This window comes from Amycolatopsis sp. PS_44_ISF1, assembly GCF_032335455.1.
Lineage (GTDB): Bacteria > Actinomycetota > Actinomycetes > Mycobacteriales > Pseudonocardiaceae > Amycolatopsis.
Window position 1 is genome coordinate 936,249 of sequence record NZ_JANUXO010000001.1, and the last position, 19,094, is coordinate 955,342.

The window sequence follows — 19,094 nt, forward strand, 5'->3', positions numbered from 1 at the left end:
TCAGCTCGCGGCGAACGCGGCGGGCGGCACGGAGATCTGCGAGATGCACCGCATGACGCTCTGGGCGAAGTGCTGCCGGAAGCCGTCGGCGGTCCGGGTGTTGCGCTCCGAAGCGAGGTAGGGCTTCAGCGCCTCCTCGATCAAGTGCACCCCCTCCTGACGGGCCATGTGCCGGCCGATCTGCGAGAAGTCGCCTTCGTAGTGGATGAACCGGACCAGTTGCGCGTCGCGGATGAACACGGCGGTGCCGAGGAGCCGGCCGACTTCGGCGCCGCTCTCGTCCCGCACGATCGGCGAGTCCGCCCGCTTGAAGTTCGCGAAGACCTCGGCGATCTCGTCCTCGAAGCCGGGTTTGACGTCGTAGGTGATGGCTGCGTAGGGCATGGCAAAAACCTCCTGGGTTCACATTCCGCCGTCGACGGCGAGCAGTGCGCCGGTGACGTAGGTCGACAGGTCGCCGGCGAGGAACAGCACCGCGCCGGCCACCTCTTCCGGGGTGCCCAGCCGGCCCAGCGCGGTCATCCGCTTGACCCGCTCGGCGACCGGCGGCGGGAGCTCGTCACCGGTGTCGATCACGCCCGGGGCGATCGTGTTGACCCTGATCCCCCCGAACTCCTTGCACAGCGACCGGGTCAGGCCGACCACGCCCGCCTTCGCCGCGGTGTAGTGCGCCGTGCCCGCCATCCCGCGGAACGCCGCCGAAGCACCCACGTTGACCACGCTCGCGCCTTCGGCCAGCAGCGGGACGCACGCCTGGGTGACCAGGAACATCGACGTCAGGTCGGTGTCGATCAGCCGGGTCCACTCGGCCAGGTCCAGCTCGGCCAGCGGGGTGTGCCCGTGCACCCCCGCGTTGTTCACCAGCACGTCGAGCCCGCCCAGCTCCGTCCGGCAGGTCTCGGCGAGGCGCGCCACGTCGGCCGCGACGGTCACGTCCGCGTGCGCCACGGTGCCGCCGAGGCCGGACAGCTCCTTCCGCAGCGATTCCGCGTCTTCGTTGTCCTCCCGGTTCACCGCGACCACGGTCGCGCCGGCCGACGCCAGCCCGAGGGCGACCGCCCGGCCGATCCCGCGGGTGCCCCCGGTGACCAGCGCCCGCTTGCCCTTGAATCCCAGCTCCACGATGTGCCTCCTATCCGGCCGCGACCACGGCGACCGCGTTGACCAGCAGCGCGGCGATCGCGAGACCGGTCCGCAGCAGGTTCCAGTTGCGCCACCGCGGGCGCGGGTCGTCCCAGGTGGACGGAATGGTGTCGAGTGACTTGACCAGCCGGTTGATCGGCACGTTGGCCAGGTGTGAAACCGCGGACACGCCCAACAGCAGCCCCGCCGCGAGTCCGAAGAGGACGGACGAACGGAGGACCGCCAGCGCGGCGTCGGCCACCACGGTCCCCAGCACGGTCAGCGGCATCACCGGGTCGTAGTTCTTCCCGATCAGCCGGTGGGCCGCCACGTACTGCGCGGGCTCCATGCCCAGGAACGCGGGCACCACGCTGAGCGCCACGCAGAACAGCACGCCGGCCGCGATCCCGCTGCCCGCCAGCACGAGCACGTCGAGTACGGCGACCACGATGGACTCCTAGTAGTTGGCCACGACCTGGTAGAGACCGAACGGGCTGCCCCGCGAAGCGTCCTGGTAGGGCCGCAACGGCGAGGTCGTGGCGCGGTGGTCCGGCCCGGTCTCCCACGTCCGGAAGGCGTCCAGGTCGGCCCACTCGCTCATCACCACGAACGAGCGGGACTCGCCCAGCGACTGCATCAGCTCGTTGCCGAGCAGTCCCGGCGTGCCGGACAGCTCGGCGCTGATGCGGTGGTAGGCCTCGGTGACCCCGTCGGTGTCGCTCTCCGGCGCCGCCGCGTAGATCAGCACCCGGACCCGGCTCACGCGGGCGCCCCGGCGCCGGCCAGGTTGTGCACCACCCGCATCGTCTGCATGGAGCCCTTGCTGCGGTACGGGTGCAGCTTGCCGCGGTGCACGACGTGCTCCTCGCTGCGCTCGTACTCGCGGAACAGCTCCTCGTTGACCCAGTCGCTGACGATGTAGTAGACGCCCTCCGCCTCGTCGCCGCGGGAGAGCCACTGGCCGAGGTTGGCGCGCTGGCCGGTGATCGTGCCGGCGCTTTCGTACCAGACCTTCTCGAACTCCGCGCCCTTGCCGGGCCGGACTTCCATCCGCAGCATGACGCGGAATACTTCGGTGCCGGACATGGTGTTCCTCTCAGATTCCGCCGTCGACGTGGACGGTTTCGCCGGTGATGTAGGACGACAGGTCGCTGGCCAGGAACAGCACCGTGTTGGCGATCTCGCCCGGGTGGCCGAGCCGGCCGATCGCGGTGAGCTGGTGGTAGCGCTGCCGGACTTCCTCGGGCAGCGGGCGCTCCGGCGTTTCGATCACGCCGGGCGCCACCACGTTGACCCGGATGCGGCGCCCGCCCAGCTCCTTGGCCAGCGAGCGCGCGAGCCCGATCAGCGCCGACTTCGACGCGGTGTAGTGCGCTCGCAACGGGATCCCGACGGTCGCCACCCGCGAGCCGATGAGCACGATGGACGCGCCGTCGGACAGCAGCGGCAGCGCCTTCGAGATCAGCAGGTAGGCCGAGGTCAGGTTGGTGTCGAGGACGCGTTTCCACTCCGCCAGCGGAAGCTCGCCGAACGGGATGTGGCTGATCGCCCCGGCGTTGCCGACCAGCACGTCCAGTCCGCCCAGCCGGGTCCGGCACTCGTCCAGGAGCGTTTCGACCTGGTCGGGCTCGGTGACGTCGGCGAGCACGACGTGGTGCTCCCCGCCGATCTCCTCGAGCTCGCGGGACATCGTTTCGGCGGCCTCTTCGTTCGACCGCCCACAGGTGACGAGGCTGGCGCCGGACCGGGCGAACGCGTGGGACAGGCCGCGGCCGATCCCCCCGGTGCCGCCGGTGACCAGCACCCGCTTGCCGTCGAGCTCGATGCTCATGTCTCTCCTTCGAAGGTTTCAGTACAGGACGGCGACACCGTCGGCGAGCAGCGCGCCCGCCATCAGGACCGTGCGGACGGTGTTCCACGCCTTCCAGCGCGCCCGCGGGTCCCGGCTGGGCCAGTCCGGGGGTTCGGCCGCCGGATCGAGCTCCAGCACGAACCGGTTGATCGGCACGGCCTTGGCCACCGACACCGCGATCACCGACGCGACCAGCACCGCGGCGACCACGAACCAGGCACCCGAAGGCGCGGTGACCGCGGCCACGACGTTCGCCAGCAGGGCGATCGCGTTGATGATCGGCATCGCCGGGTCGTACCGCGGCTGCAGGTACTGCACCATCTCGACGTAACGCCGGTAGGACAGCACCCGCATCATCGGCGCGAGCCCGACCGCGGTGCAGAACATGTCGCCCGCGGCGATCCCGCCGCAGACCAGCGCCGGCAGCGCGGCGATCCGGTAGTCCACGCGCTCAGACCGGGAGTTCCGCGTCGCGCGCGGCCTGTTCGAGGATCTTCTTGATCCTCGCCTGCTGCCGCACGCTGCTCCCGTTGATCCGGGCGGCCATCGCCGGGTCGTCGACCGGGGCGCCGGGCTTCATCTCGAAGTCCTGCACCCAGCGCAGCCGCACGCCGCCGGCGACCTCGGTGTACTCCCAGAACAGGCTCATGTACTTGAACGGGCCGGTCTCGACGCGGTGCGACAGCGTGGTGCGGGCCGCCTCGTCGAGACGGCGTTCGGACACCCACGCCCACACCTTGCCGTTCTCGTCCGGGTGCAGGGCGAGCCGGAAGGTGATCCGGCCGTCCTCGCGGTCGAGCACCGTGGCCTCGGCGTACTCGTCGAACAGCTCCGTCCACGACTCGACGTCGTTGGTGCGCCGCCAGACCAGCTCCATCGGCGCCTCGATGAACACGCTGTTGTCCGTGTGCGCGGCCATGTCAGGCGATCCCGACGGGGTTGTTGATGTAGCCCAGCAGCTGCCGCAGGGTCAGCGACTCGGCCGTGACGTCCTCCGGGATCTCGCGCCCGGAGCGCTGCTGCAGGCGGGCCGATATCTCGAGCACCGCCAGCGAGTCGTAGCCCAGTTCGGCCATCTCGACGTCGAGGATGTCGCCGTCCAGGTCGACGGACTCGTCGGTCCCGCAGGTGCGCAGGACCTGTTTGAGATCTTCGAGCGTGAGCACGTTGTCCTCCTTCGGTGGGTCAGGGGTCAGCGGGTGAGCACGAGCGCGGAGTTGAAGCCGCCGAACCCGCGCGCCAGCACCAGCGCGGTCCGCGCCGGCCCGGTCCGGGGCTCGAGGACCAGGTCGAGTTCGTGGGCCGGTTCGGTGACACCGGGGGTCGGCGGCAGCACCCCGTCGCGCAGGGCCAGCAGCGCGCACGCGACATCCAGCGGGGCACCCCCGGCGGCCAGCCGCCCGGTCATCGTCTTCGGCACCGTGACCGGCACCCCGCGGGCGCCGAACACCCCGGTCAGGGCCGCGGCCTCCTCGGCGTCGCCCGCCGGGGTGCCCGCGCCGTCGGCGAACACGACGTCCACATCGGACGGTCGCAGTCCGGCGTCCCGCAGCGCGCCGGTGATCGCGCGGGGCAGCCCGCCGGGTCGGCCGGAGCCCGGCCGGGGGTCGAACGTCGCCGCGTACCCCGCGACCCGCCCGTACCCCCCGGACACCCCGCGGGCGCGGGCGGAGCCCTCGTCCTCCAGCACCAGGATCGCGCCGCCCTCGCCCGGTACGCAGCCGCAGGCCCGCGTGTCGAAAGGCCGGTACTCGCCGCGGGTGAACCGCCCACCGGTGCTCTGGCACACCAGCGCGTACGGCGACAGCGCCGCCTCGGTGCCGCCGGTGACCACGGCCTTGGTGCCGGTGCGCAGCATCCGCCGGCCCTGGGCCAGCGCGTCCAGCCCGCCCGCCTGCTCGGCGACGACGACCCCGCAGGGCCCGCGCATCCCGTGCCGGATGGACAGTTGCCCGGTGGTCGCCGCGTAGAACCACGCGATCGACTGGTACACCGACACGTACTCCGGTCCGGCACGCCAGAGCTGCTCGATCTCCCGCTGGCCGAACTCGTTGCCCCCGGAGGAGCTGGCGGTGATCACGGCGAGGTCGTAGTCGTCGAAGTCGCGCTCGCCGCCGGGGCCGATGCCGGCGGTGCGCAGCGCCTCCTCGGTCGCGGTCATCGCGAACCGGGTCCAGCGGTCGGTCTGCACGGTGATCCGGTTCGGCCGGGCGTCCGGCTCGTCGGGCACCGCGCCGACGCGGGAAACCGGGTAACCCGCGGCGTCGAACCGGGTCACCGGTGCGAGCCCGCTGCGCCCGGCCAGCACGTTCGCCCAGAACTCTTCGACGCCGACGCCGTTGGGCGCGACCACGCCGATCCCGGTGACCACCGGGGCCGCCTCCGCCGTCGTCACACCGGCTCCCGGGTCAGGACCACGGCGGTCTGGAAGCCGCCGAAGCCGCTGCCGACGGTGAGCACGGTGTCCAGCCCGATCTCCCGGGCGACGTTCGGCACGTAGTCGAGGTCGCACTCCGGGTCGCGCTCGTGCAGGTTCGCCGTCGGCGGCACGACCTGGTGCTCCAGCGCCAGCGCGCAGGCCGCGACCTCGAGCGAGCCGATCGCGCCGAGCGAGTGCCCGATCATCGACTTGATCGAGCTGACCGGCACCCGGTAGGCGTGCGCGCCCAGGCTGCGCTTGACCGCGGCGGTCTCGTGCCGGTCGTTCTGCTTGGTGCCCGAACCGTGGGCGTTGACGTAGCCGACGCGGTCGGCGGTCCGGCCGGACCGCCGGAGGGCGACGTCGATGGCCTCGGCCAGCTCACGGCCGTCCGGTTTCAGCCCCGTCATGTGGTAGGCGTTGGCCCGGGTGGCGAACCCGGAGACCGCGCAGTAGACGTGCGCGCCGCGCCGCCGGGCGCTCTCGGCTTCCTCGACGACGAACACCGCGGCGCCTTCACCGAGCACGAAACCGTTGCGGGTGCGGTCGAACGGCCGGGACGCGTGCTCGGCGTCGTCGTTGTCGGGGGAAGTGGCCTTGATCGCGTCGAAGCAGGCGACGGTGATCGGCGAGATCGGCGCGTCCGTGGCGCCGGCCAGCACCACGTCGGCCTCGCCGGACCCGATGAGCCCGGCGGCGTGGCCGATCGCGTCGAGGCCGGAGGTGCAGCCGGTGGAGATGGTGGCGACCGGGCCCTGCGCGCCGCAGCGCCAGGCGACTTCGGCCGCGAAGCTGCTCGGCACGAGGTACTCGTAGAGCTGCGGGGCGGCCTTGGCGGGGTCGACGACCCAGTCACGGGCGCCGGAGGAGACGGTGAGGTACTCGTTCTCCAGCCCGGTGGTGGCGCCGACGGCGCTGCCGATCGCGACACCGAGCCGGTACGGGTCGAGCGCGCCCGGGTCCAGTCCGCTGTCGGCCGCGGCCTCGTCGGTGCAGACGAGCGCGAACTGCGCCGCGCGGTCGAGCCGCGAGGACTGCTCGCGGGTCAGGCCGTTGAGCTCACCTTCGAAGTCGCACTCGGCCGCGATGCGCGAGCGGAACCGCGAGGCGTCGAACCTCGTGATCGGCCGGGTCGCGGTGCGGCCTTCGGTGAGCAGCGACCAGAAGGCCTTGGTGCCGATCCCGCCCGGCGCGACCACGCCGATGCCGGTGATGACCGCGGTCCTCGTCACGGTGCCCCCACCGACGGCTGGGCCTCGGCCGGCGCCGGCAGCGCCTCGGTGTCGACGTGGCCGAGCTCCGGGCGCGGGGCCAGCGGGCACAGGTGGAACACCGCCTCGGCGAGCTCACCGGCGTGGTTCTCCACCCGGTGCCGGGCGTTCTTCGGCACGACGAGGCCCTCACCCTCGTACAGGACGTAGGCCGCGCCGTCGACGTGGGTGGTCAGTTCGCCGCGCGTGACGTAGAGGAACTCCTCCGAGTAGGGGTGGTAGTGCTCCGAGACGGACTCGCCCGGCTGGAGCGTCAGCACGCCCAGGAAGCCCGTCGTGGCCCCGGCGGTCTTGGGTCCGAGCACGACCCGAAGCTCGCCGCCGCGGCGGCGGTTGGGCTCGGCGTCGGCGTAGGAGGCGATCTTCAGCTCCCCCATCAGACGGCTCGCCAGCTGTAGAAGCGGTGCGCCATCGCATCGGCCGGACCGCGCCAGGTCCGCGGGTCGTACGGGGTGATGAACTCGTCGAGCTTGGTGTTGATGTCGGTCCACAGGGGACTCTTGCGGGCCTCGGCGAGCCCTTCGGCCAGCGGCCGCTCGGCTTCGATGAGGTGGAAGTACAAGCCCTGGTAGGAGAACAGCGACCGCGCCGTCACACCCACGGTCGCCGGGAGCGGACCGGCGTCGGACTCGCCGAATATCCCGGCCACCGATTCCGCCGAATCCGGATTCATGCGTGCCACGATGAGTGTGCGTTCCACCCGTGCCGCCCTTCCCTGAAGCGAGATCCCGATGTTTTCGCGGGCCGGACGATATTCTGCGACCGCATTCGAGAACGGTTCGAAAACCGGTCGCACTTTGTCCGATCACCTCGCGCGGCCCGGGGCCGAGCGAGAATTTCACGGCGAGGTTCAGCCCGCGCGGAGAGGCTCGTCCCGCAGGGTGGCCAGCACCCGGCGCAGCCAGTCCAGCTCGGCGTGCCCGACGGCGCACAGGTAGTCCAGCTCCATGACCCGCTTGTACTCCAGGTGCGGACCGGCCGCGGCCAGCTGGGCGGCGCACTCGGCCAGCCGGCCCTCCAGCCGGATCCGGCGCTGCCGCAGCGCCGACACCTGCAGCTCGGCCTCCAGGTTCCCGAGCAGCGACAACGCCGCACCGAAGGCCGGGATCTCCTCCGGCGTGGTGACCAGGCGCGAGAGCTGGGTGACCATCTCCTCGGAGCCGTCGGGGGTGATGCGGTACACCGTCCGCTCCGGACGACGCCCCTCGCGGGTGGTCTCGACCGGCTCGATCAGCCCGTCGGCCTGCAGCCGCTCGATGGCGCGGTAGATGCTGCGCGGCAACCCCGGGATGATGTTGTCCTTGTGCCGCTGGCGGACCAGCCGCAGCATCTCGTACGGGTGCCGGTCGCCCTCGTTGAGAAAGCAGAGCACGGTCAATGCGGCGAAATCCCGGGGACGGTTCACGGCACTTCCTTCCGACGTATTTCGTTCCGCACTATTTCTCCGTCCATTTTTTGAGATATCGGGGGCACCGGTGATGGGAGCAGCGCCGATTTCCGGTGGGAATCGGCGCTGCTCGATCGGGAAATCAGCGAACCGCGACGGCCGCGACCGGCGGCACCGGGTCTTCCGCGGCGGGCCCGGCGAGCCGGGACGACAGCGACCGCCGGGCGAACACGAGCGCGAGCCCGGAACCGAGGCCGGTGCCCGCCAGCACGAGGTAGTACACCGGCCGCGGCAGCACGTCGGCCAGGTGCACGATCTGGCTGCCGATCCCGGCACCGAAGGCCGAGCACATCCAGTACAGCCCCATCGTGCGCCCGGCGAAGGTCGAAGGCGCGACGTCCACCGAAGCGCTGAGGCCGACCGGCGCGAGCACCACCTCGCCGAGGGCGAGCAGCAGGTAGACCAGGATCAGCCACCAGGGCGAGACCAGGCCGCCGGCGGCGAACCCCGAAGCGGCGCTCATCAGCAGCATCGACCCCGCCGCGGCGGCCAGCCCGGCCGCGATCTTCACCGGGAGCGAGATGCGCTCGCCCACGCGGGTCCACAGCACCGCGAGCGCCGGCGCCAGCAGGAGCATGAACAACGGGGTCGTGGAGGCGAACCAGCCGGCGGGGATGGTGAAGCCGCCGAGCCGCCGGTCGGTCGAGTGCGCGGCGAACAGGCTGAGCAGGGAGTTGCCCTGGATGACGAACATCCAGAACAGCGCGGTCGAGGCCAGCACCCAGCCGAACGCCGACACCCGGCGCCGCTGCGGGGCGCTCAGCGCGGGGCTGCGGCGGAGGATCAGGAAGTAGGCCACCGGGGCGAGCAGGGAAAGCAGCCCCATGGCGATCACCACGTGCATGAGGGTGAAGGTGCCGGCCAGCCCGTCGGCCGCCGCCAGGGCCGCGACGACGATCGTGGACCCACCGGCGACCAGCGCGGCCTTGCGGCGCTCGGCGGCCGAAGCGGGATGTCCGGGCTCGCGTCCCAGTTCGCCGAAGGACCGGCGGCCCAGCACGAACTGCACCACCCCGAAGGTCATGCCGACCCCGGCGGCGGCGAACCCGAGGTGCCAGTTGACCCGCTCCCCCAGGAACCCGGTCACCAGCGGCGCGACGAGGGCGGACACCTGGATGCTGACGTAGAACAGCGAGAGCGTGGACTCGCGCTGCGCGCTCTGGCCGGGGCCGTGGAACCGGCCGAGCAGCGCGAGCATATTCGGCTTGAGCAGCCCGGTGCCCGCGGCGATCAGCCCGAGGCCGGCCCACGTCGCGGCGGCGGCCGGGACGAGCATGGTGAAGTGCCCGAGCGCGATGCCCGAACCGCCGATCACCACCGCCCGGCGCTCGCCGAGCACCCGGTCGCCGAGCCAGCCGCCGGGCATGGCGGCCATGAAGACCACACCGACGTACGCGCCGAAGAGCGCGGCCGCGGTTCCCATCGGCAGGCCGAGCCCGCCGCGCGCGGGTGAAGCCGCGGCGTAGAGCGCGAGTATCGCGATCATGCCGAAGAAGCTGAAGCGCTCCCACACATCCGTGAGGAACAACGTGACGAACCAGCGTGGGCGACCTAGGACCATGGCGGGGAGCATGCGGCGGCCGGTTCGAGCGCGGCTGGAGGAGGACTCGCGGCCTCGCGCGCGCGGCCGGCCACGCGCGCGAGGACGGCGGCAGGACTCGTCCGGCACGAGAACCCGAGTCTTCTTCGAGCGCCCGGTGGTGTCCTTCCCGGCGACGCCTCGAAAGGAGACCGATGTGAGCGGTCCGTCCACTTTGAACGACATCAACCGGCTGGGTATCGCGTTCGCCGAAGCGAAGGTCGTGCTGGCCGCCGTCGAGCTCGGCCTCTTCACCCGGCTGGCCGCCGGTCCCGCGACCCAGGACGAGCTGTGCGCCGACCTCGGGCTGCACCCCCGGGCCGCCCGGGACTTCCTGACCGCGCTGGCCTGCACCGGTCTCGTGCACCACGAGGACGGGAAGTACACCGCCGGCGCGGCCGCCGAAACCTACCTCGACCAGGCCAAGCCGACCTACGGCGGCGCGTTCCTCGAACGCGCGAACCGGATGATGTACCCGGCGTGGCAGAACCTCTCGGGGCTGCTGCGCACCGGCGAACCGCAGCTGGCCGGTCGCGAAGACCAGACCGCCGCCTTCGAGAAGATGATGGGCAACCCCGGCCACCTGCGGAACTTCCTGCGGATGATGGACGCCGTCTCCGGCCCGCTGGCGCCGGAGCTGGCGGCGAAGTTCGACTGGTCCGCCCACCGCACGGTGCTCGACGTCGGCGGGGCGCGCGGCAACCTGCTCGCGCAGGTGCTCGAGGCCCACCCGCACCTGAGCGGGACCGTGTTCGACCTGCCCCCGATCGAGCCCATGTTCGACGAGCACATCGCCGGCTTCGGGCTGACCGGGCGGGCGCGGTTCGCCGGCGGCGACGCGTTCGCCACCGAGCTGCCCGCGGCCGACGTCGTGGTCACCGGGCACGTCCTGCACGACTGGGGCCCCGCCGAGCGGACCGAGCTGGTGCGGCGGATGGCGCGGGCGGTGAACCCGGGTGGTGCGCTGCTGATCTACGACATGCTGCTGGAGCCGGCGTCGTCCGACCCGTGGAACACGCTGATCAGCCTCAACATGCAGTTGCTCTCCCCCGGCGGTTCCGAGTACACCCTCGCCGAGTGCCAGGAGTACCTCGCCGCGGCCGGTCTGTCCGATGTGGACACCATACGCCTCGGCGACCACGACACCCTCGTCATCGCCCGGAAGCCCGCATGAGCTCCGCCCGGGTGCCCGTCCTCGTCGTCGGCGGCGGCCCGGTCGGCCTGTCCACCGCGCTGTTCTTGACCCGGCACGGCCTCGCGCCGACCCTGGTGGAGCGCCGCGACTCCACGTCGTGGCTGCCGCGCGCACCGGGCATCCAGGCCCGGACGCTGGAGATCTTCGCCGCGGCGGGCCTCGAACCGGAGATCCGCGCGCTCGAGATGGGGGACTCCCACCCGTACTTCGAGGGCGGCATCCTCCGCACCCCGACCCTGGCCGAGATCGACACCGCCGAGATCGTCGAATCACCGTCCCTGGACGGCGCGGAGATCAGCCCGCAGCGGGTGATGGGCTGCGGCCAGGACCGCTACGAGCGCGTGCTGGCCGAGCGGGCCCGCGCGGGCGGCGCGACGCTGGAGTTCGGCACCAAGCTCGTGTCCTTCACCGCCGGCGAGGACGGGGTGACCGCCGAGCTGGAGTCGGTCGCCGACGGCACGCGGCGGACGGTCGAGGCCGATTACCTCGTCGCCGCCGACGGCGCGAGCAGCTTCGTCCGGCGCACGCTCGGGATCCCCCAGGAGGGCCGGGGCACGGTCTTCCACGCCCTGAGCATCTACTTCCGGGCCCCGCGCCTGGAAAGCGTCATGCACGACCGCAAGTTCATCCTCTGCTACGCCACCAAGGGCCCGACGGTGATGACGTTGTCCCGGCTGCACGGTTGCGACCCGTGGGCCGGCGCCGCGCTCTACGACCCGGCCGAGGAGTCCCCGGCCGATTTCACCGAGCAGCGCTGCGTCCAGGTGGTGCGGGACGCCGCCGGGGTGCCCGACCTCGAGGTCGAGATCGTGGGCACCGTGCCGTGGGAGGGCGCCCAGCGGGTGGCCACCACGTTCCGGTCCGGGCGGGTGCTGCTCGCCGGGGACGCCGCGCACGTGCACCCGCCCGCGGGCGGGTTCGGCGCCAACACGGGCATCCACGACGCGCACAACCTGGCGTGGAAGCTCGCGGCCGTCCTGCGCGGCTGGGGCGGGCAGCGGCTGCTCGACAGCTACGACGCCGAGCGGCGTCCGCTGGGTTCGGCCATGGCCGACCAGGCGTTGCTGCGCAACCGGATCCGGCACGGCCACGCCTCGGAGGCCGACCGGGCCCGGATGGTCGACGACATCATCGTCACCCTCGGCTACCGGTACGCGTCCTCCGCGATCGACGGCGCGGACGACGGACCGGTGCTCACGCCCCGCCTGGAGCTGACCGGCCAGCCCGGCACCCGGGCCCCGCACGTCTGGCTCCGCCGAGACGGGGAGCGCGTTTCGACGGTCGAGCTGTTCTTCGGCTCGTACGTGCTGCTGGCCGGACCCGAGGGCGAGAAGTGGCACGACGCCGCCACGGTGGTCGCCACCGAGACCGCGGTGCCGTTGCGCTCGTTCCGAATCGGCCGTGAGCTGGTGGAGGACGAGGGCGCCGACTGGGCGAAGGCCTACGGCGTCGCACCGGACGGCGCGGTGCTGGTGCGGCCGGACGGGTTCGTCGCGTGGCGCACGACGGCGTCCGGGCCGGACCCGAAGGCCACCCTGCACGCGCTGCTGGAATCCCTGGTCTGACCGCTGCCCAGATGACCCGCTGCCCAGATGACCCGCTGTCCTACTGACCCACTGTCCTGCCAACGCTGAAGCGCCTTCGCCGGAATCACCCCGGCGAAGGCGCTTCAGCGTGGTTCAGGCCGTCACCGGGGTCCGGCAGTCCAGCTCCGCGAGCACGGCGGCCAGCTCCTCCGGGGTGAAGCCGGTTTCCGTGCGCCAGGCCACGAACCCGTCCGGGCGCACCAGCAGCGCGCCGGTGGCCGTGATGCCGTGCCGGGCGAGCTGGGTGTCGTCGAGCACGTGCGACGGCAGCCCGGTGTCCACTTCGGTGCCGGTGAGCAGCACGTAGTCCCGGCCGTAGCGGTCGAGGGTGGACCCGCGGCCGAGCGGCAGGTGCGGCGCCCGCGTGCCCGGCCGGCCGGTCAACTCCGCGGGCTCCAGCGCCACCGGTCCGTCACCGTCGGCGAACGGGCCCGGGTAGCGGTACCCGAACACCGCGGCGTCGTAGGGCACCAGCGAGTGCCCGGCGGGCGTGGGCACCTCGGTCCCGCCCCGCGCGTTCATCAGCAGCAGCGCCTGTCCCAGGGTGAACTCCGCGACCGGACGCCGCTCGGCGTCGTAGGTGTCCAGCAGCGCCTCCCCGGCCCGGCCGCTCAGCACGTGCGCGAGCTTCCAGCTCAGGTTGTGCGCGTCCTGGATCCCGGTGCCGGCACCGAACGCGCCGGTCGGCGGCATGACGTGCGCGGCGTCGCCGACCAGGAACACCCGCCCGGCGCGGTAGGTGTCCGCGACCAGCGCGCCGATTTCGTAGCCGAGCACCCGCACGCCGTTCTCCAGTTGCGGCACGAGGGAGACCGGCAGGTCCGGTACCCCGGTCGCGGCCCGGATCGCGGCCACGCAGCGCTCGTCGTCGAAGTCTTCGACGCACTCGCCGCGCTCGGGGTGGTACGGCGTGTTGAACACCCAGCGGCGGTCGTCGCCGTGCGGGAACAGCACCGTGCCCTCGGCGGGCGTGGTGAGGTGGCACGAGGCGACGAACCGCCCGTTCGCCGGATCGTGGCGGCCGCGCATCGGCCCGGACAGGTCCGCGTCGAAGACCATGCTCGCGACGTGGCTGAGCCGGCCGGGCCCGTGCCGGCCGATGCCGAGCAGCGACCGCACCGTGCTGCCGTGGCCGTCGGCGCCGATCACGTAGGCGGCGCGGATCCGGCGGTCTCCATCCACAGTGGACACCGTCGCGGTGACCCCGGTGCCGTCCGGCTCGAGGCCGACGAGCCGCTGCCCGAACCGCACGTCCGCGCCGAGCGCTTCGGCCCGCTCCCGCAGCACGCGTTCGAGCCGGTCCTGGTCGATCATCCCCCAGCCGGACGGGCTGACTTCGGCGCCGCCCCCCGCGTCGGCGGGCGGGCGCTGTTCGGTGCGGCTGAGCTCCTCGCCGGCCAGCGTCACCGCGCGCAGCAGGTACACCGACGGGAGTTCGCTCACGTAGCCGCCGCTGTCGGTGACCGCGGAAGCGAGACCGACCTGGCGCAGGAGTTCGGCGGTGCGGGGGTTGATGCTGCGGGCCCGGGGGTGGATCAGCGTCCCGGAGTGCCGCTCCACCACGGCGGTGGACACGCCGAGCCAGGAGAGGAAGGTGGCGGCGGCCAGCCCGGACAGCCCGCCGCCGGCCACCAGCACGTCCACGGTGGTCGTGCTCACCGGGGGGCCTCCAGCAGCGCGTGCCGCAGCTGCCGGGTCAGCTGGTCGGTGACCCCGAGCGCGGTGAGGTAGTTCGGGAACGAACCGTAGTCGAGGCCGACCTGGTCGTAGGCCGCGTCGAGGTAGGCGCCCGTGGTGCCGGAGGACAGCAGGTAGTCCTGGCGGATCACGTCGTCGGGCACGCCGAGCACCTTGAGCAGGATCACCGTCATCCAGCCGGTGCGGTGGTTGCCGCCGGTGCAGTGGTAGAGCACCGGCCGCTGGGGGGCGTCGGCGATGTGGGTCAGCGCGTCGAAGAACTGGTGCCCCAGGTTCGGGTTCGACACCAGCAGCCGGTAGTTGTCCATGATCAGGTCCCCGGTGGACGGCGGCGTCTTCGGGTCCGGCGGCACCGCCTGTCCGGGGTCGCCGACCGGTTCCGCGACGTGGGTGACCCCGGCCGGGATCGGGTCCGCCCCCTCGCTGGTCGCCTCCGCGGTCGAACGGAAGTCGACGTCGTCCTTGATGCCCAGGCCGGCGATCTCCGCGCGGCCGGTCGTGGTGGCGGGGGTCAGCCGCGCGGACCGGAAGACCGTGCCCCAGCGGATGCGCAGGCCGTTGGCGGCCGGGTAGCCGCCCAGATCGCGGGCGTTGTTGACGCCTTCGAGGTCGACCAGCTTCGCGGCCACCTCCTCGCCGAGCTTCGCCGGGCCGGGCACGATCGTGAAGTACCAGCGGGACGTGGGCGCCAGCCCGGTCACCGTCGCCGCTCCCGTGGCGTCCTTCGCCACCAGCTTCCCGTCCTGCGCCCGTTCGATCGGGTGCGTGGCGGCGTACACCGACGCCGAGCGGACCCCGTTCGCGGGCACCCAGCTCAGCTGGTAGCTGCCGTCGGTGGCGCGCACCGCCGTGGCCCCGGCGATCGGCCGGGCCGGGGAGTCGCAGGCGAATGCGGTGGTACCGCCGGCCAGGGCGGTGGTGGTGGCGATGGCGGCGGCCACCACGCCCCGCCGCAGGGACAAGCTCACCATAACGGGCTTCTTCCTCTGGATCGGATGCTGAGTCGATCGTTGCCGGTCCGGCCCCAGCCACGGCCGGATGACCTGCGCGGCAACACGAGCGGGACGCGCGCGCCGCCCCAGGCTGGTCGCCACCGGTCGAAACGCGCTGCAGTCCGGCTCGACCCCCCGGCCACCGTCCCAGCCGCCTCCCACCGAGGTTCGAGTCCGCCCGCCGAGCATGCGACGCGAAAGCTGCCGCCGGAAGTCTGGAGACCCTGCATGCGGATCGGTGTCGGCCTGCCCGCGATGGTTCCGGGGGCCAGCGGCGCGGACGTCCTCGGCTGGGCCGCGGCCGCCGAGGCGAGCGGCTTCTCGACGCTCGGGGTGCTCGACCGGATCGTCTACCCGAACCACGAGCCGTTGACCACGCTCGCGGTCGCGGCCGGAGCCACCCGCCGGATCCGCCTGAGCACGACGGTGCTGCTCGGTGCGACCCGCTCCCCCGCCGTGCTGGCCAAGCAGGCGGCGACCCTGCACGAGCTGTCCGGCGGCCGGCTGGAGCTCGGGCTCGCCGCGGGCGGGCGGCGCGACGACTTCGACGTCACCGGCACGGCGTTCACCCGGCGGGGCCGGAACCTGGACGAGCTGGTCACGACCCTGCGCCGGACCTGGCGCGCCGGCGAGATCGGCCCCACCCCGGCGGCACCCCCGCCGGTGCTGATCGGCGGCCACTCCGACGCGGCGATGCGGCGGGCCGCCGGCCTCGCGGACGGGTGGATCTCCGGAAGCGGCTCGGCCGAGCCCTACGCCGACCGGCTCACCCGGCTGCGCCGGGCCTGGGCCGAAGCCGGACGCACGGACGAGCCCCGGCTCGTCGCCCTGGCGTACTTCGCCCTCGGCCCGGACGGGAGCACGCTGGCCCGCGACTACCTCGGCGGCTGCTACCGCGGGATGGGCCGCTACGCCGAGCGGGTCATCGGCGAAACGCTGCTCACGCCGGACGCGCTCGCCCGCACCGCCGCCGAGTACGCCGGGGCCGGGTGCCAGGAGCTGGTGCTCTTCCCGTGTTCGGCCGGCCTCGGCCAGCTCGACCGGCTCACCGACGCCCTGCACGGGGCGGGTCTGCTCGGGGCGGGGCCGTCGTGAGGGCACTGGTCACCGGCGCGGGGCGGGGTATCGGGCTCGCCGTCTGCCGGCACCTCACCGCCGCCGGGTTCGAGGTCGTCGCGTCCGCGCGGCGGCTGGCCGACGCCGAAGCCGCCGGGACCGGCCGGGCCGTGCGGCTCGACGTCACCGACGCCGGCTCGGTGTCCGCCGCGCTCGACCGGGCCGGGCCGATCGACATCCTGGTGAACAACGCCGGGGTGCTCCTCGACGAGGGCGCTCCCCCCGAGTCCGTCCCGCCCGAGCTCGTCGCCGAGACCCTCGCGGTCAACGCGCTCGGCGCGCTGCGGGTGTCCCAGGCCGTGTTGCCGGGGATGTTCGAACGGGGCTGGGGCCGGATCGTCATGGTGTCGAGCGGCACCGGCGCGTTCAGCCACGGACTGTTCGCCGGAGCCCCGGCGTATTCGCTGTCCAAGACCGCGCTGAACGCCGTGACCGTGCTGCTCGCGGACAGCGCCCGAGGCCGCGGGGTGCTGGTCAACGCGGTCAACCCCGGCCGGGTGCGCACCCGCATGATGCCCCGGGCCGAAGGGGACGCCGCCACCGCGGCCGCCGACATCGCCTGGGCCGCCACGCTGCCCGGCGACGGGCCGACCGGCACGTTCTTCCGCTCCCGCGAACCGATCGAATGGTGAGGAACCCGATGACCGAAGCCGTGACGAAACTGCCCGAGTTCCCCTTCCGGGTGCGCACTCCCGGGGCAGCGCTCGACGAGTGCTCGAAGCTGCGCGCACAGTCGGCGGTGACCCGGGTGCGGCTGCCGGGCGGCCACGAAGGATGGCTCGTCCTGCGGCACGCCGAGGTCCGGGCGGTCCTGACCGATCTGCGGTTCAGCAAGGAGGCGATGACCCGGCCGGACGCGCCGAGGCTGATCCCGGTGCACCGCGGCTCGCGCTCGCTGGTGAACCTGGACCCGCCGGACCACACCCGGCTGCGCAAGCTGGCCTCGCGCGAGTTCACCCAGCGGCGGGTCGAGGCGCTGCGGCCGCGGATCGAGGAGATCACGGCGGGCCTTCTCGACGCGATGCTCGCGGCCGGGACCAGCGCCGACGCGGTGACTGCGCTGGCCCTGCCGCTGCCGATCACGGTGATCTGCGAACTGCTCGGGGTCGAACCCGGGGAGCAGGCCCGGTTCCGGCAGTGGGGCGACAAGGTGCTGACCGTCGGCGGCCCGGGCGCGGACGCCGACGCGGCGCGCGAGGCCGCCGGCGCACTGATGGGCTACCTCGCCGGGCTGATCGAGCGCAAGCGCGCCCGGCCGGGCGAGGATCTGCTGACCCGGCTGCTGCAGGCCCAGGAGGACGGCGACTCGCTCGACGCCGAGGAGCTGCGCACGCTCGCGATGACCATCCTGATCGCCGGGTACCACACGACGGTCAGCGCGGTCTCGCACCTGCTGGTGCACCTGCTGGAAGACCCGGCGCGCTACCAGTCCCTCGTGGACGGTCCGGAGCTCATCGGCCCGGCCGTGGAAGAGGCCCTGCGCTACAGCCAGGTCGCCGGCGGGTTCGGCTCGCTGCGGATCGCGCTCGAAGACGTCGAGCTCGGCGGGGTGAGGATCCGGGCCGGCGAGCCGGTGATCCCGCTGATCAACTCGGCCAACCGCGACGAGTCCGTGTTCGCCGAGGCGGACCGGGTGCGGCTGGACCGCGCCGACCACCCGCACCTGGCCTTCGGCGCGGGCATCCACTTCTGCCTCGGCGCCGCCCTCGCCCGGCTGGAACTGCGGGTGCTGCTGGAAACCCTGGTGGCCCGGCGGATCCCGCTCACGCTGGGCACCCCGGTGGACGAGCTGCGGTGGCACCTCGCGACCGCGTTCCCCCGGCCGGCCGAGTTGCCGATCCAGTGGTGACCGGACCCAGGTTCGGCGTCCTGGGCTGCGCCGACATCGCGGCCCGCAAGACGGTCCCGGCGATGGCCGCCGCGGGTCTGCGGGTCACGGCGGTGGCGAGCCGGTCGGCGGCGAAGGCGGCGGCCTTCACCGGCCGGTTCGGCGGCGAGGCCGTGACCGGCTACGCGGCGCTGCTGGAGCGGCCGGACGTCGACGCGGTGTACATCCCGCTGCCGATCGCGCTGCACCAGGAATGGGCGGAGGCGGCCCTGGAAGCGGGCAAGCACGTGCTGGTGGAGAAGACGGCGGCGATGGGGACGGCCGCGGCGGCGCGGCTGGTCGAGCTCGCGACCGCGCGCGGGCTGGTGGTGATGGAGAACTTCGCGTTCCCCCACCACTCCCAGCACGCCGAGGTGGCGGAGCTGGTGAGCAAGGGCGTGGTCGGCGAGCCCCGCCTGATCACCGCCGACTTCGGCATCCCGCCGACGGCGCCGTCCGGGATCAAGTACTCCTCCGCCCTCGGCGGCGGCGCGCTGCGCGAGACCGGGTGCTACCCGATCCGGGCGTCCTGGCCCTACCTCCGCACCCCCGAGGTGGCCGGGGCGGTGCTCGTGCGCTCCGGGGAGGTGGACGTGTCCGGCAGCGCGCTGCTGAGCGACGGGAAGGTGGCGGCCCAGTGCTCGTTCGGGTTCGTGCACACCTACCGGAGCACGATGTCGGTGTGGGGCAGCGAAGGCCGGCTGACGCTGGACTGGGCGTTCACCCCGCCGGCCGCGACGCGCCCGGTGCTGCGCCTGGAGTCCCAGGACGTGCGGGAGGAGCGGACGCTCCCGGCGGACGACCAGTTCCGCAACGTCTTGCTGCACTTCGCGAGCCTGATCGGCGACCCGGCCGGACGGGCCCTCGAACACGAAACGCTGCTCACCCAGGCCCGGCTGCTCGAAGCGGTCTTCGCGCGGGCGTCCTGAACCGCCGGCGCACCGGCGCCG

23 protein-coding genes are annotated in these 19,094 nt (G+C 73.0%); 6 read left to right on the forward strand and 17 right to left on the reverse strand.

Going from position 1 to position 19,094, the window contains the following annotated elements; genetic code table 11:
* The 15 genes from NYF13_RS04095 to NYF13_RS04165 form a co-directional block, all read right to left on the reverse strand.
* Positions 1-384: a SchA/CurD-like domain-containing protein gene (locus NYF13_RS04095; RefSeq protein ID WP_315654247.1), complete on the reverse strand. Its 384-nt coding sequence runs from the start codon at positions 382-384 to the stop codon at positions 1-3.
* Between the two features lie 18 nt (positions 385-402).
* Positions 403-1,122, reverse strand: coding sequence for an SDR family NAD(P)-dependent oxidoreductase (locus NYF13_RS04100; RefSeq protein ID WP_315654249.1), 720 nt, complete (start codon positions 1,120-1,122; stop codon positions 403-405).
* Positions 1,123-1,132: 10 nt separating this feature from the next.
* Positions 1,133-1,570, reverse strand: a complete 438-nt coding sequence (locus NYF13_RS04105; protein ID WP_315654251.1) for a DUF1772 domain-containing protein — start codon at positions 1,568-1,570, stop codon at positions 1,133-1,135.
* Positions 1,571-1,579: 9 nt separating this feature from the next.
* On the reverse strand, positions 1,580-1,885 hold the full coding sequence (locus tag NYF13_RS04110) for an antibiotic biosynthesis monooxygenase family protein (RefSeq protein WP_315654253.1): 306 nt from the start codon (positions 1,883-1,885) through the stop codon (positions 1,580-1,582).
* Positions 1,882-2,208, reverse strand: coding sequence for an antibiotic biosynthesis monooxygenase family protein (locus NYF13_RS04115; RefSeq protein ID WP_315654255.1), 327 nt, complete (start codon positions 2,206-2,208; stop codon positions 1,882-1,884). The genes NYF13_RS04110 and NYF13_RS04115 overlap by 4 nt, the downstream gene beginning before the upstream one ends.
* A 10-nt stretch (positions 2,209-2,218) precedes the next feature.
* Positions 2,219-2,953, reverse strand: a complete 735-nt coding sequence (locus tag NYF13_RS04120) for an SDR family NAD(P)-dependent oxidoreductase (protein ID WP_315654257.1) — start codon at positions 2,951-2,953, stop codon at positions 2,219-2,221.
* A gap of 18 nt (positions 2,954-2,971) precedes the next feature.
* Positions 2,972-3,421, reverse strand: coding sequence for an anthrone oxygenase family protein (locus NYF13_RS04125; protein WP_315654258.1), 450 nt, complete (start codon positions 3,419-3,421; stop codon positions 2,972-2,974).
* Positions 3,422-3,425: 4 nt separating this feature from the next.
* Positions 3,426-3,893: an SRPBCC family protein gene (locus NYF13_RS04130; protein ID WP_315654259.1), complete on the reverse strand. Its 468-nt coding sequence runs from the start codon at positions 3,891-3,893 to the stop codon at positions 3,426-3,428.
* 1 nt (position 3,894) lies between these two features.
* A complete protein-coding gene (locus NYF13_RS04135; protein WP_315654260.1) occupies positions 3,895-4,140 on the reverse strand; it encodes an acyl carrier protein in 246 nt (81 codons plus the stop codon).
* Positions 4,141-4,166: 26 nt separating this feature from the next.
* Positions 4,167-5,369 (reverse strand): ketosynthase chain-length factor, encoded by a 1,203-nt coding sequence (locus NYF13_RS04140; RefSeq protein ID WP_315654261.1) that lies wholly within the window; start codon positions 5,367-5,369, stop codon positions 4,167-4,169.
* Positions 5,366-6,625 carry a beta-ketoacyl-[acyl-carrier-protein] synthase family protein gene (locus NYF13_RS04145; protein ID WP_315654262.1) on the reverse strand — a complete coding sequence of 420 codons (1,260 nt, stop codon included), beginning with the start codon at positions 6,623-6,625 and terminating at the stop codon, positions 5,366-5,368. Before NYF13_RS04145 ends, NYF13_RS04140 begins: the two co-directional genes overlap by 4 nt.
* On the reverse strand, positions 6,622-7,041 hold the full coding sequence (locus NYF13_RS04150) for a cupin domain-containing protein (protein WP_315654263.1): 420 nt from the start codon (positions 7,039-7,041) through the stop codon (positions 6,622-6,624). Before NYF13_RS04150 ends, NYF13_RS04145 begins: the two co-directional genes overlap by 4 nt.
* Complete coding sequence (locus NYF13_RS04155; protein ID WP_396286519.1) at positions 7,041-7,337, reverse strand: TcmI family type II polyketide cyclase; 297 nt, start codon at positions 7,335-7,337, stop codon at positions 7,041-7,043. The genes NYF13_RS04150 and NYF13_RS04155 overlap by 1 nt, the downstream gene beginning before the upstream one ends.
* Positions 7,338-7,514: 177 nt before the next feature.
* Positions 7,515-8,069, reverse strand: coding sequence for a PadR family transcriptional regulator (locus tag NYF13_RS04160; protein WP_315654266.1), 555 nt, complete (start codon positions 8,067-8,069; stop codon positions 7,515-7,517).
* 124 nt (positions 8,070-8,193) lie between these two features.
* Positions 8,194-9,672: an oligopeptide:H+ symporter gene (locus NYF13_RS04165; RefSeq protein WP_315654267.1), complete on the reverse strand. Its 1,479-nt coding sequence runs from the start codon at positions 9,670-9,672 to the stop codon at positions 8,194-8,196.
* 175 nt (positions 9,673-9,847) lie between these two features.
* Between NYF13_RS04165 and NYF13_RS04170 the strand changes: the two genes are divergently transcribed.
* Together NYF13_RS04170 and NYF13_RS04175 are read left to right on the forward strand one after the other, a co-directional pair.
* Entirely contained in the window at positions 9,848-10,864 is a 1,017-nt protein-coding gene (locus NYF13_RS04170) for a methyltransferase (protein ID WP_315654269.1), read from the forward strand.
* Positions 10,861-12,450, forward strand: a complete 1,590-nt coding sequence (locus NYF13_RS04175) for an FAD-dependent monooxygenase (protein WP_315654270.1) — start codon at positions 10,861-10,863, stop codon at positions 12,448-12,450. Before NYF13_RS04170 ends, NYF13_RS04175 begins: the two co-directional genes overlap by 4 nt.
* Positions 12,451-12,564: 114 nt before the next feature.
* On the opposite strand, the gene NYF13_RS04180 is transcribed toward NYF13_RS04175, so the two are convergent.
* Both NYF13_RS04180 and NYF13_RS04185 read right to left on the reverse strand, forming a co-directional pair.
* Entirely contained in the window at positions 12,565-14,130 is a 1,566-nt protein-coding gene (locus NYF13_RS04180) for an FAD-dependent oxidoreductase (protein WP_315654271.1), read from the reverse strand.
* Positions 14,127-15,140 carry a tyrosine-protein phosphatase gene (locus tag NYF13_RS04185; protein WP_315654272.1) on the reverse strand — a complete coding sequence of 338 codons (1,014 nt, stop codon included), beginning with the start codon at positions 15,138-15,140 and terminating at the stop codon, positions 14,127-14,129. The genes NYF13_RS04180 and NYF13_RS04185 overlap by 4 nt, the downstream gene beginning before the upstream one ends.
* Before the next feature lie 249 nt (positions 15,141-15,389).
* On the opposite strand from NYF13_RS04185, the gene NYF13_RS04190 reads away from it, so the two are divergent.
* The 4 genes from NYF13_RS04190 to NYF13_RS04205 are packed head-to-tail and all read left to right on the forward strand — an operon-like array spanning position 15,390 to position 19,073.
* Positions 15,390-16,256, forward strand: coding sequence for an LLM class flavin-dependent oxidoreductase (locus NYF13_RS04190; RefSeq protein ID WP_315654274.1), 867 nt, complete (start codon positions 15,390-15,392; stop codon positions 16,254-16,256).
* Complete coding sequence (locus NYF13_RS04195) at positions 16,253-16,909, forward strand: SDR family oxidoreductase (RefSeq protein ID WP_315654275.1); 657 nt, start codon at positions 16,253-16,255, stop codon at positions 16,907-16,909. The genes NYF13_RS04190 and NYF13_RS04195 overlap by 4 nt, the downstream gene beginning before the upstream one ends.
* Before the next feature lie 8 nt (positions 16,910-16,917).
* Positions 16,918-18,126 carry a cytochrome P450 gene (locus NYF13_RS04200; protein ID WP_315654277.1) on the forward strand — a complete coding sequence of 403 codons (1,209 nt, stop codon included), beginning with the start codon at positions 16,918-16,920 and terminating at the stop codon, positions 18,124-18,126.
* Positions 18,123-19,073 (forward strand): Gfo/Idh/MocA family oxidoreductase, encoded by a 951-nt coding sequence (locus NYF13_RS04205; protein WP_315654278.1) that lies wholly within the window; start codon positions 18,123-18,125, stop codon positions 19,071-19,073. Before NYF13_RS04200 ends, NYF13_RS04205 begins: the two co-directional genes overlap by 4 nt.
* Positions 19,074-19,094 lie beyond the last annotated feature (21 nt).